We start from the raw sequence: 13548 nt of genomic DNA on the forward strand, positions 1-13548 counted from the left end.
GCGCGCCGAGTGGCCAGTTTGCCGCTGTCAGCCGCCGAGCAGGCGGTCCCGGCGGGCCGAACAGGCGATGGTGGCTCGTCCGGGGGTCAGGACGGACCACGACCGCCTGCTCGGCGATGGGACGGGCGTCAGAAGAGACGCGAGTCGACGTCGTCGACGCCGCGCATCGCGTCGTAGTCGAGCACGAGGCAGCCGATGCCGCGGTCCGTCGCGAGCACGCGCGCCTGCGGCTTGATCTCCTGCGCGGCGAACACGCCGCGCACGGGCGCGAGCAGCGGGTCGCGGTTGAGCAGCTCGAGGTAGCGCGTGAGCTGCTCGACGCCGTCGATGTCGCCTCGGCGCTTGATCTCGACCGCGACCGTCGCGCCGAGCGGGTCCTTGGCGAGGATGTCGACGGGACCGATCGCCGTCGGGTACTCGCGGCGCACGAGTGTGTGGCCCGAGCCGAGCAGCTCGATCTGCGCGGCCAGCATCTCCTGGAGGTGCGCCTCGACGCCGTCCTTGACGAGCCCCGGGTCGACGCCGAGCTCGTGCGAGCTGTCGTGCTGCACCTCGTGCAGCTCGATCTCCAGCCGGTCGTCGCTCTTCGCGTGCTGGACGGCCCAGACCTCCGTGACGCCGCGCTCGCGCGCCTCGTCGGAGGGCGCGCGCACCGCGAGCGAGCACGGCGGGCTCATCCAGTTCAGCGGCTTGTACGACCCGCCGTCCGAGTGCAGCAGCACGCTCCCGTCGGCCTTGACGATGAGCACGCGCGTCGCGAGCGGCAGGTGGGCGGACAGGCGGCCCGTGTAGCGGGCGGAGCAGCGGGCGACGACGAGGCGCATGAGGCGGGTCCTCCGGGTCGGTGGTGGGCGGTCCGGTCACGGCGTCTGCCCCCGGGGCGACGCCTCAGACGACGACGTCGCGCCGCCCCGGAGGCGCGGCCTCCAGCCAGGAGGCGAGGCCCTCGTAGGCGGCCCGCGACATCGTGAGCTCGAAGTCCTGGCCGCGGTAGCGGCAGCGGACGAGGTAGGTGTCGGACGCCTCGCCGGCGAGCGGCTCACGGCCCGCGATGACGAGGTCGTAGCGCGACCAGGTGCGGGCGGGCCGCAGCGACACGGACCACAGCCGCCACCAGTCGATGCGGCCGACGCCGTAGTGCGCGATGCCCGCGACCCACGGGGCCCCGGGGGCGCCCGCGCGCCGCGCGCCGCACTCGAACGAGCCGACGCGGTGCGACAGGGCGCGCAGACGCCACACCCCCAGCCCGATCGCGACAAGGACGAGGACGAGCAGTCCGAGCGCGATCCAGGCCAGGGGCGTCATGGTCGGGCGGAGGTCAGCGGGCCGGTACGGACTCGACGGAGTCCGCCACGATCGTGACCTGGTTCGAGTCGACGGAGAGGAACCCGCCGGAGACGCGGACCTCGAGGGACTCCCCCTCGCCCGCGATGCGTACCGAGCCCTCCTGCAGCACGGAGAGCAGCGGCGAGTGGTCCGCGAGGATGCCGATCTCGCCGTCCGCCGCGGGGGCCGTGACCCGCTGCGCGCGGCCCGACCAGATCTTGCGGTCCGCCGCCACGAGGTCGACGTTCAGCTGTGCCACGGGAACTCCTTCATGGGCGGTTCATGCCCGGTGTGCTGTCCGGGACGACGCCCGGTCCGCGTGCGGCGGACCGGGTCGGGAGCGACGCCCACGGGGCCGGACCGTACGGCCCGGCCCCGTGCGAGCGTCGGGTCAGGCGCCGTACTCCTTCTGGATGCGGGCCCAGTTGCGCTCGAGGTCCTCGAGGCCACCGATGTTGTAGAAGGCCTGCTCGGAGATGTGGTCGAACTCGCCGTCGGCGATCTTCTTGAACGCCTCGATGGTCTCGCTCAGCGGGACCGTCGAGCCCACGACGCCGGTGAACTTCTCCGCCATGTAGGTGTTCTGGGAGAGGAACTGCTGGATGCGGCGCGCACGCGCGACGACCGTCTTGTCCTCCTCCGAGAGCTCGTCCACACCGAGGATCGCGATGATGTCCTGGAGCTCCTTGTTGCGCTGCAGGATCGACTTCACGCGCGTGGCGACGTCGTAGTGCTCCTGGCCCACGTAGCGCGGGTCGAGGATGCGGCTCGTCGAGGCGAGCGGGTCCACCGCGGGGTACAGACCGCGCGAGGCGATCTCACGGGAGAGCTCGGTCGTCGCGTCGAGGTGCGCGAACGTCGTCGCCGGCGCCGGGTCGGTGTAGTCGTCCGCCGGGACGTAGATCGCCTGGAGCGACGTGATCGAGTGACCACGCGTCGAGGTGATGCGCTCCTGGAGCAGACCCATCTCGTCGGCGAGGTTCGGCTGGTAGCCGACCGCGGACGGCATGCGCCCGAGCAGCGTCGACACCTCGGAACCCGCCTGCGTGAAGCGGAAGATGTTGTCGATGAACAGGAGGACGTCCTGCTTCTTCACGTCACGGAAGTACTCCGCCATGGTCAGCGCGGAGAGCGCGACGCGAAGACGCGTGCCCGGGGGCTCGTCCATCTGGCCGAAGACGAGGGCGGTCTTGTCGAAGACGCCCGCGTCCTCCATCTCGTGGATGAGGTCGTTGCCCTCACGCGTGCGCTCGCCGACGCCGGCGAACACCGAGACACCGCCGTGGTCCTGCGCGACGCGCTGGATCATCTCCTGGATGAGGACCGTCTTGCCGACGCCCGCACCACCGAAGAGGCCGATCTTCCCACCCTGCACGTACGGGGTGAGGAGGTCGATGACCTTGATGCCCGTCTCGAACATCGTGGTCTTCGACTCGAGCTGGTCGAACGCCGGGGGCTTGCGGTGGATCGGCCAGCGCTCGGTGATCTCGATCGTCTCGCCGGGCTCGGCGTTGAGGACGTCGCCCGTGACGTTGAAGACCTTGCCCTTGGTGACGTCGCCGACGGGGACGCTGATCGGGGCGCCCGTGTCGGTGACCTGCGCGCCACGGACGAGGCCGTCCGTCGGCTTGAGGGCGATCGCACGGATGAGCGAGTCGCCGAGGTGCTGCGCGACCTCGAGCGTGAGCGTGAACGACTTCTCGCCCTCGCCCTGCGACGACAGGTCGATGTCGACGGTCAGCGCGTTGTAGATGTCGGGGATGGCGTCCGCCGGGAACTCGATGTCCACGACGGGGCCGATCACACGAGCGACTCGGCCCACGCCGGGACCGCTGGAGTGCTCGACCTGTGCTTCCACGGTGGTGGCGGTCATTGCTGGCCTCGCTTCGCAGTGCCGGAGTGGTCCCCGGCGGGTTCGGTCAGGATGTCGGTGATGGTGCTGGCCGCGCGGGCCTCGCGGCCCGTCATGACGCCGCCAGGGCGTCGGCACCCGAGACGATCTCGCTGATCTCCTGGGTGATGTCCGCCTGGCGCGCCTGGTTCGCGAGCCGCGTGTAGTTGCGGATGAGGTCCTCCGCGTTGTCCGTCGCGGTGTGCATCGCCCGCTGACGCGCCGCGAGCTCGGACGCCGCCGCCTCGAGGAGGCAGCTGAAGATCCGGCTGCGGACGTAGCGCGGGAGCAGCGCGTCGAGCACCGCCTCCGGCGAGGGCTCGAAGTCGTACAGCGGGAGCACGTCGTGCTTGCCGGCGGGGGCGACGCCCTCGACGACCTCGAGCGGGAGCATCCGCACGACGCGGGGGCGCTGCGTGACCATGTTGACGAACTGCGTATAGACGATGTGCAGCTCGCTCACGCCGCCTTCGGCGGCCGGTGCGAGGAACGCACCGAGCAGGGTCTCGGCGATCTCGCCCGCGACCTCCGCGTTCGGGGCGTCCGACCCGTACGACCACGTGCCCGCGAGCTCGCGCCCGCGGAACGTGTAGTACTGGATCGCCCGACGGCCGGCCGCGTAGAGCGCGACCTCCTTGCCCTCGGCGGCGAGCCGCTCCACGAGGCGCTCCGTCTCGCGGATGATCGACGCCGAGTAGGCGCCGGCCATGCCGCGGTCGGACGCGACGACGAGCACCGCGACACGGTTGGTGTCCGTGCGCTCGCTCGTCAGCGGGTGCTGCGTCGTCGTGTGCGTCGCGACGGCCGACACCGCCCGGGTGATCGCCCGAGCGTACGGCGCCGCGGCCGCGGTGCGGTCGCGGGCCTTGCCGATGCGCGACGCGGCGATGAGCTCCTGCGCGCGGAACATCTTCTTGAGCGACTGCGTCGACTTGATCCGCTGCTTGTAGACGCGCTGGGATCCGGCCATGCTCAGGCCCTCTTCTGCCGGACGATCTGCTCCTGCTCGATCTCCGTCTCGGTCTCGTCCTCGGTGTCGCCGCCGACGAGCGGCGTGCCGTCACCCTTGAGGAAGCCGGCACGGAAGGCGTCGACCGCCTCCGAGAGCTGCGCCTCGGTCGCGTCCTCGAGCTTGCCCGTCTCGACGATCGTCGAGAAGACGTCCGTGTTGCGGCGCAGGTGGTCGAGCATCTCGGACTCGAAGCGGCGCACGTCCTCGACGGGGACGTCGTCGAGCTTGCCCTTGGTGCCGGCCCAGATCGACGCGACCTGCTCCTCGACCGGGAACGGCGAGTACTGGCCCTGCTTGAGCAGCTCCATGAGGACCGCACCACGCTGGAGCTGGCCGCGCGACGCCGCGTCGAGGTCGGACGCGAACATCGCGAACGCCTCGAGCGAGCGGTACTGCGCGAGCTCGAGCTTCAGCGTGCCCGAGACCTTCTTCATCGCCTTGACCTGGGCGTCACCACCGACGCGCGACACCGAGATGCCGACGTCGACGGCCGGACGCTGGTCCGCGTTGAAGAGGTCGGACTGGAGGAAGATCTGCCCGTCCGTGATGGAGATGACGTTCGTCGGGATGTACGCCGAGACGTCGTTCGCCTTGGTCTCGATGACCGGCAGACCCGTCATCGAGCCCGCGCCCAGCTCGTCCGAGAGCTTCGCGCAACGCTCGAGGAGGCGCGAGTGCAGGTAGAAGACGTCACCGGGGTACGCCTCGCGGCCCGGCGGGCGGCGCAGCAGCAGCGACACGGCGCGGTACGCCTCGGCCTGCTTCGACAGGTCGTCGAACACGATGAGGACGTGCTTGCCGCCGTACATCCAGTGCTGGCCGATGGCCGAGCCGGTGTAGGGGGCGAGGTACTTGAAGCCCGCCGGGTCGGACGCCGGGGCCGCGACGATCGTCGTGTACTCGAGCGCGCCGGCCTCCTCGAGGGCGCCGCGGACCGACGCGATCGTCGAGCCCTTCTGGCCGATGGCGACGTAGATGCAGCGGACCTGCTTGGTCGGGTCGCCCGACTCCCAGTTCGCCTTCTGGTTGATGATCGTGTCGATCGCGATCGCCGTCTTGCCCGTCTGGCGGTCGCCGATGATCAGCTGACGCTGACCGCGGCCGATCGGGATCATCGAGTCGATCGCCTTGAGGCCCGTCTGGAGGGGCTCGTGGACCGACTTGCGCGCCATGACGCCGGGCGCCTGGAGCTCGAGGGCGCGGCGGCCCTCCGTCGCGACCTCGCCGAGGCCGTCGATCGGGTTGCCCAGCGGGTCGACGACGCGACCGAGGTAGCCGTCACCGACCGGGACGGAGAGGACCTCGCCCGTGCGACGGACCTCCTGCCCCTCCTCGATGCCGGTGAACTCGCCGAGCACGACGACACCGATCTCGCGGACGTCGAGGTTGAGGGCGAGACCGAGGGTCCCGTCCTCGAAGCGCAGCAGCTCGTTGGCCATCGCGCCCGGGAGACCCTCGACCTGGGCGATGCCGTCGGCGGCCAGGGTGACCCGGCCCACCTCCTCGGACACGGCGCCCTCGGGCTCGTAGGACTTCACGAAGCTGTCCAGAGCGGCCCGGATCTCCTCCGGCCGGATCGTCAGCTCAGCCATTGCTCTTCTCCTGTCGTGGCCGCACCTCGTGGTTCGGGTGCGGTCGAACGTTTGTCGGTTGTGCGGCCGGTGGCCGGCAGGACGGTCGTCGGTCGGAAGGGTGGGCCGGTCAGCTCACGAGACGTCGGCGCGCGTCGGCCAGCCGGGCCAGCACCGTGGAGTCCACGACGTCGGCACCGACCTGGACGCGCATCCCGCCGAGGACGGCGGGGTCGACCGTGACGTTGAGCTGCACGGCACGCCCGTAGGCCCGCTCGAGCAGCGCCGAGAGGCGGTCGAGCTGTGCCTGCGTGAGCACCGTCGCCGACGTCACGGAGGCGACGAGCCGCTGCCGACGCTCGGCCGCGACCTCACCGATCCAACCCAGCGTCGGGACGAACCGGCGCCCGCGCAGCGCGCGCGTCGCGTGGACCGCGAGCACCTCGGTCGCACGGTCGGCCTTCCCGCCGAGCAGCGCGTGCACGAAGGCGGCGCGACGCTCGGGGTCGATCGTGTCGTCGGAGAGGATCTGCCGTGCCTCGCGCTGCCCGACGAGCGCGCGCGACGTCCGGAAGAGCTCGTCCTCGACCTGCTCGAGCGCACCACGGGACTGGGCGGACGCGAGGACCGCCTCCAGACCGAGGCGCTCGGTCGCGTCCGCGAGGTCGCTCTCGCGCGACCACCGCGACCGGACGAGGCCGGCCATGAGGTCGACGACGCGCTCGTCGAAGCCCGACGCGAGGACGGCCGTGACCAGCGCCGCCTTGTCCGCACCGGAGCGGGACGGGTCGGCGAGCGAGCGCCGCAGCGGCGCCGACTCGTCGAGCGCCGCCGTGACCGCGAAGAGCTGCTCGCCGAGCGCGAGCGCGCTCTCGCCCGCCGAGCGCAGGACCGGCTCGAACCGGTCCCGCGCCTGCGTCAGGGACTCGCCGCTCGTTCCGCGCATCAGCGCTCCTCGGTGCCGGGACCGGTGCCCGCCGCGCTCGCCGCCGCGGGACCCGCGGCCTCGAGCTCGTCGAGGAAGCGGTCGACGACGCGGCTCTGGCGTGCCGAGTCGGCGAGCGACTCGCCCACGATCTTGGAGGCGAGCTCCGTCGCGAGCAGACCGACGTCGTTGCGCAGCGAGACCGCGGCCTGCTGGCGCTCGGCCTCGATCTGGCGGTGCGCCGTCTCGACAATGCGCGCGGCGTCGTCGGACGCCTTGGCCCGCAGGTCGGAGACGATCGCCGAGCCCTCGGCGCGCGCCTCCTCACGGATCTTCGCCGCCTCGGTGCGAGCCTCCTGGAGCTGCTGGTGGTACTCCGCCAGCGCCGCCGCGGCCTCGGCCTGGGCGGACTCCGCCTTGGCCAGACCGCCCTCGATCTTCGCGGTGCGCTCGTCCAGGACCGCCTGGAACTTCGGCAGGACCGCCTTGTAGAAGACGACCGCGATGATGACGAGGACGACGGCCGACCACAGGATGTCGTAGCCGGCGGGGAGGAACAGGTCGATGCCTGCCGGCTCCTCGCCGGTCTCCGCCGCGAGGGTCAGCGCGGCGTCAGCCAGCGCCGTCATCACTGGAAGAGGAAGCCGGCGACGAGCCCGAGCAGCGCGAGCAGCTCGACGAACGCGACACCGAGGAACATGGTGGCGCGGAGCTGGCCGGCGACCTCAGGCTGGCGGGCCATGCCCTCGACGGTCTTGCCGATGAGGATGCCGAGGCCGATGCCCGGGCCGATCGCGGCGATGCCGTAACCGATCGTGTTGATGCTGCCGGAGACCTCGGCGAGGGTGGTGACGTCCACGTGTGCTCGTTCCTTCCGTTGGGCGCCCGACCGGTCGGCCGGGCGTCACATTGAGTGGTGCGTGGTGGGAGAGGGTCGGTCGGGGCGCGCGGTGCGGCCTCGGGTCAGTGCTCCTCTTCGAGCGCGATGTTCAGGTACACCGACGCGAGGAGCGCGAAGATGTAGGCCTGCAGGGCCGCGACGAGGAGCTCGAAGAGCGTGAAGATCAGCCCGCCGGCGAGCGTCAGGACGCCGAAGGCCTTCATCGCGGGGACCGCCTCGAAGACGAAGTACTGCGTCGCGGCGAAGCACAGGACCAGCATGATGTGGCCGGCGACCATGTTGGCGACGAGACGGATCGCGAGCGAGGCCGGCCGGATGATGAGGATCTGGAGCAGCTCGATCGGGGTGACGATCAGGTAGATCGGCGCCGGGATCCCCGGGGGGAAGAGGCTGTTCTTGAGGTAGCCGCCGAGGCCGTGCGCCTTGATGCCCACGGCCCAGTAGGTGACGAGCACCCACAGCGCGAGCAGGAAGGGCAGGCCCATGCGGGCGGTACCGGCCATGTTGAGGCCGGGGATGATGCCCGTGAGGTTGAAGGCGAGGACCGCGAAGAAGATCGTCGTGATCATGGGGACGAAGCGCTTGGCGTGCTCCTTGCCCATGATCTCCTCGACGATCTGGACCCGGACGAAGTCCAGCATCATCTCGATCGCGTTCTGGAAGCGCCCGGGGACCAGGCGCGCCCGACGCGCGGCGACGACGAAGATCGCGAGGAGGACGATCGTGGCCACGATCCGGACGATCCAGATCCGGTCGATCTGGAAGATGGTGCCCTCGAAGAGGATCGCCGGCGGGAAGAAGTCGGCGATGGACGGCGCGTGGAAGCCACCTTCGCTCTCGGATGCAGCGAGGAGCACGGGGGTCGCAAGCGTGGACAGGGTGGACTCCCAATGGTCGTGTGGTCCGGGCAGCCGTCACCCGTGGGTGGGCACGCCGTCGGACCTGGCCGTCATGGATTCGCCAGTAGCCTAACGTATGGATCCGCGTGCTCTCGCCGTTCCCGGCCGCTTGTGACATTTTGCTCATGCTGCGGGACGAGGGTCCCTCCCCCCGCGCGGCGGCCCCGTGGTACGTCGGCGGCGCGCCGGTGGTACGTCAGCGCGCCGCGGGGTCGACGTACGGGATCCGTCCCCTGCTCACGGCCCGGTAGTCGAGCGCGGCGGAGCCGATCACACCGACGAGCAGCACCCCGGCGAACACCCACCGGTCGTAGAAGTCCATGCCGCGCAGCACGACGAGGACGGCGATCAGCACCACCATCTTGCCGAGCCAGCTCGCCATGACGATCGCGGCCGTCGTCGTCGGGCTGGAGTCGACGGTGCGCAGCATCGTCCAGACCGTGGTCGCGGAGAAGATCAGGGCGACGCCCACGCCCAGGAGCGCGCCCCAGACGCCCGGCAGCCCCGCGACGAGCGCACCGACCGCGACGCCGAGCACGGTCAGCGCGCCGAGCAGCACCAGCACGTCGCGCAGGGCGGTGCGGAACACCGCACGCACGGCGCGGCCGTGCGCGCCGATCGTCTGCTCGACGGGGCCCTCGGTCGCCGTGCTGCCCGACCTGCCGTCCACCGTGCCGTCCGGCCTGCCCTCCGGCCTGGCGTCCGGTCGGTCGTCCGGGCGGGCGGGCTCGGGCTGGCTCGTCGTCATCTCAGGGCTTCCTTCGGCGGGGTGGGGACGGCGGACGACGCGGCCGGGTCGCTGGACCCAGGCGCGGAGGAGGTGGGGGGCGCGAGGGCCGGCGGGACGTCGACCGCCGCGGCGGCGTCGTCGTCGAGGAACCGCCCGCGCGTGCGCAGCGGTCCGAGCGTGAGGAGCGCCGCGGCGACGACGGCCCCGGCGAGCCCTGCGGCCACGCCGTGCCAGTGCCACTGGACCAGCGCGACGGCGGCGAACGCGAACACGGCCGTCCACACGTAGAGGATGAGCACGGCGCGCCGGTGCGAGTGCCCGATCGCGAGCATCCGGTGGTGCAGGTGCATGCGGTCCGGGTGGAACGGGGACTTGCCGCGCGCGACGCGGCGCACGACCGCCATGGCCATGTCGAGCAGCGGCAGGAGGATCACCGCGAGCGGCAGGAGGAGCGGGATGAACGCCGGGATCTGCTGCGCCCCGGAGAGCGTGGTCGTGTCGACCCGGCCCGTCACGACGATCGCCGCGGCGGAGAACACGAGGCCGAGGACCATCGAGCCCGAGTCCCCCATGAAGATCCGGGCGGGATGAAAGTTGTGCGGCAGGAACCCGACGCAGATGCCGACGAGGGCCGCGATGACGAGGGTCGCGAGGCTCGAGTAGTCGTCGGCGCTCGCCTTCTGCGTGAGCACGTACGAGTAGAGGAAGAACGCGGCGCCCCCGATCGCGACGAGGCCGGCCGCGAGGCCGTCGAGGCCGTCCACGAAGTTCACGGCGTTCATGGCCACCACGACCACGAGGATCGTGGCGACGAGCTGGAGGCGCGAGGACCAGATGAGCTGCTGCTCCCCGATGGGGATGGGCAGCGTGAACAGCACGACGCCCTGGCTCGCCATGAGCCCGGCCGCGAGCACCTGGCCCGCGAGCTTGGTCATCCAGTCGAGGTCCCAGATGTCGTCGGCGATGCCGAGCAGGCAGACGATCGCCGCGGCGCCGACGATCCCCCAGATCCGGGCGTCGGCGACCATCTGCCCCGCGACCTCGCCGACGAAGACGCTCTCGAGGAAGGGCATCTGCGACGCGAAGACGACCGCCACCACCAGCCCCAGCAGCATCGCGAGACCGCCGAGCCGGGGGGTCGGGATCGTGTGGACGTCGCGGTCGCGCACCGCCGTGATGGCGCCCGTGCGCAGCGCGACCCAGCGCGCGAAGGGTGTCGCGAGGAACGTCACCGCGGCGGCGACGAGCATCACGAGCAGGTAGACCCTCACCCGCCGTTCGCCTCCGGCTCCCCGGCGTCGCCGGAGCCTCGGGTCTCGGCGGGCGCGTCGGGGACGGCAGCCTCGGCGGGCACCGTCTCCGGCGGCTCCGGGGCGGCGTCCGCGGCCGGCTCGTCGTCGGGGCCGAGGACGGGCGCGACCTCGCGCAGCTGCTCGAGCGTCACGGCCCCCTGCCGCACGACGCGCAGCGCGCCGGACGTCGCGTCGACGATCGTGGACGCCACCCCCCCGGGCGCCGTCCCGCCGTCGAGGTAGACGCCGACGGCCCTGCCGAGCTGCTCGCGCGCGTCGTCGACGTGCAGCGCCGCGGGGCGGCCCGTCGCGTTCGCGGACGACACGGCGAGGGGCCCGGTGCGGCGCAGGAGCGCGAGCGCGGCCGGGTGGTCGGGCATGCGCAGCGCGACCGTGCCGTGCGTCTCGCCGAGGTCCCACGCGAGCGACGGCTGGGCCTGCAGGATGATCGTGAACCCGCCGGGCCAGAACGCCTCGACGAGACGGCGGGCGTCGTCGGGCACGTCGGTGGCGAGGCCGTCGAGCGTGCGCGCGTCGGGGACGAGGACCGGGGGCGGCATGTGCCGGCCGCGGCCCTTCGCGGCGAGCAGCGCGGACACCGCCTCGGCGTCGAACGCGTCGGCGCCGATGCCGTAGACGGTGTCGGTGGGCAGCACGACGAGGCCACCGCGAGCGATCGCGTTGACCGCCTCGTCGATGCCGGCGCCCCAGGTGTTCGGGTCGGTCACGGGGTGGACGGAGCTCACGGGTCCATCCTTCCACGCCCGTGCGGCGACCCCGGGTCACCGGCCGCACCGGCTCGTCGTGCCACGACCATGCGGTCGCGGCCCGTGAGGTCCGTCAGGGTGCGCACCTCGACGAACGCGTCCGCGGCGCGGGCGGCCGCGCGCACGTCGGCGGCCTGCACCTCCGCGTGCTCCATGACGAACAGGCCGCCGGGCCGCAGCAGGCGCACGGCGGCGCGCACGACGGCGCGCGGCACCTCCAGCCCGTCGGCGCCGCGCCCGTAGAGCGCGAGGTCGGGGTCGTGGTCGCGGACCTCGGGGTCGACCGGCACCGCGTCCGGCGGGATGTACGGCGGGTTCGACACGACGACGTCGACCGTCCCGTCGAGCTCGGCGAGCAGGGCCGGGTCGCCCACGTCGCCGACGAGCGTGCGCTGGGTGCCCGACCCCACGCGCGCGGCGTTCGCCGTCGTCGCGCGGACGGCGTCGGGCGAGAGGTCGACCGCGACGACGCGCGAGCCCGGCACCTCGACGTCGACGCTGATCCCGATGACGCCCGACCCGCAGCACAGGTCCACGACGAGCGGCGGCCGGTCCGCGCGGCCCGGGTCGCCGAGGAGCCGTGCCGCCTCGTCGATCGCGACCTGCGCGACCGTCTCCGTCTCCGGGCGGGGCACGAAGACGTCGTCGAGCACCTCGACCGTGACCTGCCGGAACACGGTGTGCCCGACGATGCGCTGGAGCGGCTCGCGCCCTCGTCGGCGCTCCACCGCGTCCGCGTAGTCGGCGAGGAAGCGGTCGGTCGCGCCCGTCGGGAGCGCGGGGGCGAGCGGGGCGTCGCCCGCGGGGAGCCGGTACCACTCGAGGCGCGGCAGGCCGAGGCTCCAGGCCGCGAGGGCCTCGGCGTCGTGGCGCGCGGACGGGACGCCGGCCTCCACGAGGATCCCCTCGGCGGCCCGCACCGCGCGCCGCAGGTCGTCCACGGTGAGCGCGGCGGGCACGGACCGCTCGGTGCGCGCGTCGCCCATCTCAGGCCTCGCCCGCGGCGGCGAGCCGGGCCGCCTCATCCGCCTCCACGGCCGAGCGCACGACGGGGTCGAGGTCGCCGTCGAGCACCTGGTCGAGGTTGTACGCCTTGTACCCGGTGCGGTGGTCCGCGATGCGGTTCTCCGGGAAGTTGTACGTGCGGATGCGCTCGGAACGGTCGACCGTCCGCACCTGGGAGCGCCGCAGGTCCGCCGCCTCCGCGGCGGCCGCCTCCTGCTGCGCGGCGAGCAGGCGCGCGCGCAGCACGCGCATCGCCTGCTCCCGGTTCTGGAGCTGCGACTTCTCGTTCTGCATCGACACGACGATCCCCGTCGGCAGGTGCGTGATGCGCACCGCGGAGTCGGTCGTGTTGACCGACTGCCCGCCCGGGCCCGACGAGCGGTAGACGTCGATGCGCAGGTCGTTCGGGTCGATCTCGACCTCGCCCGCGTCCTCGACCTCGGGGAACACGAGCACCCCGGCGGCAGACGTGTGGATGCGGCCCTGCGACTCCGTCACGGGCACGCGCTGGACGCGGTGCACGCCGCCCTCGTACTTGAGGTTGGCCCAGACGCCCTCGGCCGGGTCGGCCGGCGTGCTGCGCGCCTTCACCGCGACCTGGACGTCCTTGTAGCCGCCGAGGTCGGAGTCGGTCGACTCCAGGACCTCCGTCTTCCAGCCGCGGCGCTCGGCGTACCGCAGGTACATGCGCAGCAGGTCGCCGGCGAACAGGGCCGACTCCTCGCCGCCCTCCCCCGCCTTGATCTCGAGGATGACGTCGCGGCCGTCGTCGGGGTCGCGCGGGACGAGCACGCGGCGCAGGCGCTCGCGCGCCTCCTCCTCGGTGGCGCGCAGGCCCGGGAGCTCGTCGGCGAACGCGTCGCCGTCGTCGCCGCCCAGCGCGGCGAGCTCGGCCGCGGCCTCGGCGTCGTCGCTCGCCTCGCGCCACGCCCGGTACGCGCCCACGACCTGGTTCAGCTCGGCGTAGCGCCGCCCGAGCGTGCGGGCGCGGCCCGCGTCGGCGTGGACGGCCGGGTCGGCGAGCTGCGCCTCGATCTCGGCGTGCTCGGCCAGCAGCGGCACGACGGCGGCGAACGACTCGGTCACGGACGGCTCCTCGGGCGGTACGGCGGTGCGGGACGGCGGTCGCGGCGCGGCGCGCGGGCACCGGGCGTGCGGTCGCACGCGGGCGCGTCACCGGGTCCGGCGCTCCGGCCGACCCCCGACAACGCGACAGCGCCGGTGGTCCG

At 72.6% G+C, this 13548-nt stretch carries 15 protein-coding genes; all 15 read right to left on the reverse strand.

The genetic code is table 11. The features are described from left to right. Positions 1-128: 128 nt before the first annotated feature. Positions 129-824: an endonuclease NucS gene (gene nucS / locus HKK73_RS13460; RefSeq protein ID WP_021480889.1), complete on the reverse strand. Its 696-nt coding sequence runs from the start codon at positions 822-824 to the stop codon at positions 129-131. A 64-nt stretch (positions 825-888) separates the two neighbouring features. Further along, entirely contained in the window at positions 889-1305 is a 417-nt protein-coding gene (locus tag HKK73_RS13465; protein WP_034653511.1) for a DUF2550 domain-containing protein, read from the reverse strand. A 13-nt stretch (positions 1306-1318) separates the two neighbouring features. Further along, on the reverse strand, positions 1319-1585 hold the full coding sequence (locus HKK73_RS13470; protein WP_021480887.1) for a F0F1 ATP synthase subunit epsilon: 267 nt from the start codon (positions 1583-1585) through the stop codon (positions 1319-1321). Positions 1586-1717: 132 nt separating this feature from the next. Further along, positions 1718-3199 carry a F0F1 ATP synthase subunit beta gene (gene atpD, locus HKK73_RS13475; protein WP_021480886.1) on the reverse strand — a complete coding sequence of 494 codons (1482 nt, stop codon included), beginning with the start codon at positions 3197-3199 and terminating at the stop codon, positions 1718-1720. A gap of 91 nt (positions 3200-3290) precedes the next feature. After that, positions 3291-4187 carry a F0F1 ATP synthase subunit gamma gene (locus HKK73_RS13480; RefSeq protein ID WP_021480884.1) on the reverse strand — a complete coding sequence of 299 codons (897 nt, stop codon included), beginning with the start codon at positions 4185-4187 and terminating at the stop codon, positions 3291-3293. A gap of 2 nt (positions 4188-4189) precedes the next feature. Then, complete coding sequence (atpA, locus tag HKK73_RS13485; RefSeq protein WP_034653508.1) at positions 4190-5821, reverse strand: F0F1 ATP synthase subunit alpha; 1632 nt, start codon at positions 5819-5821, stop codon at positions 4190-4192. A 109-nt stretch (positions 5822-5930) separates the two neighbouring features. Further along, positions 5931-6746, reverse strand: a complete 816-nt coding sequence (locus tag HKK73_RS13490) for a F0F1 ATP synthase subunit delta (protein ID WP_043655661.1) — start codon at positions 6744-6746, stop codon at positions 5931-5933. Continuing rightward, the gene (locus HKK73_RS13495; RefSeq protein ID WP_034653505.1) at positions 6746-7354 is read right to left on the reverse strand and encodes a F0F1 ATP synthase subunit B; all 609 of its coding nucleotides are present in this window, start codon (positions 7352-7354) and stop codon (positions 6746-6748) included. Before HKK73_RS13495 ends, HKK73_RS13490 begins: the two co-directional genes overlap by 1 nt. Continuing rightward, a complete protein-coding gene (locus tag HKK73_RS13500; protein WP_021482769.1) occupies positions 7354-7584 on the reverse strand; it encodes an ATP synthase F0 subunit C in 231 nt (76 codons plus the stop codon). Before HKK73_RS13500 ends, HKK73_RS13495 begins: the two co-directional genes overlap by 1 nt. Positions 7585-7688: 104 nt before the next feature. Continuing rightward, positions 7689-8483, reverse strand: coding sequence for a F0F1 ATP synthase subunit A (gene atpB, locus HKK73_RS13505; protein ID WP_021482770.1), 795 nt, complete (start codon positions 8481-8483; stop codon positions 7689-7691). 238 nt (positions 8484-8721) lie between these two features. Continuing rightward, complete coding sequence (locus tag HKK73_RS13510) at positions 8722-9273, reverse strand: hypothetical protein (protein ID WP_253705644.1); 552 nt, start codon at positions 9271-9273, stop codon at positions 8722-8724. Beyond that, positions 9270-10526 (reverse strand): glycosyltransferase family 4 protein, encoded by a 1257-nt coding sequence (locus HKK73_RS13515; RefSeq protein WP_085387555.1) that lies wholly within the window; start codon positions 10524-10526, stop codon positions 9270-9272. Before HKK73_RS13515 ends, HKK73_RS13510 begins: the two co-directional genes overlap by 4 nt. After that, positions 10523-11293: an L-threonylcarbamoyladenylate synthase gene (locus HKK73_RS13520; protein WP_171468193.1), complete on the reverse strand. Its 771-nt coding sequence runs from the start codon at positions 11291-11293 to the stop codon at positions 10523-10525. The genes HKK73_RS13515 and HKK73_RS13520 overlap by 4 nt, the downstream gene beginning before the upstream one ends. Then, positions 11290-12300 (reverse strand): peptide chain release factor N(5)-glutamine methyltransferase, encoded by a 1011-nt coding sequence (gene prmC / locus HKK73_RS13525; protein WP_171468194.1) that lies wholly within the window; start codon positions 12298-12300, stop codon positions 11290-11292. The genes HKK73_RS13520 and prmC overlap by 4 nt, the downstream gene beginning before the upstream one ends. Position 12301: 1 nt before the next feature. Next, positions 12302-13405 (reverse strand): peptide chain release factor 1, encoded by a 1104-nt coding sequence (gene prfA, locus HKK73_RS13530; RefSeq protein ID WP_171468195.1) that lies wholly within the window; start codon positions 13403-13405, stop codon positions 12302-12304. Between the last annotated feature and the right edge of the window lie 143 nt (positions 13406-13548).

Source organism: Cellulosimicrobium sp. 72-3, from assembly GCF_013127315.1.
GTDB lineage: Bacteria > Actinomycetota > Actinomycetes > Actinomycetales > Cellulomonadaceae > Cellulosimicrobium > Cellulosimicrobium funkei.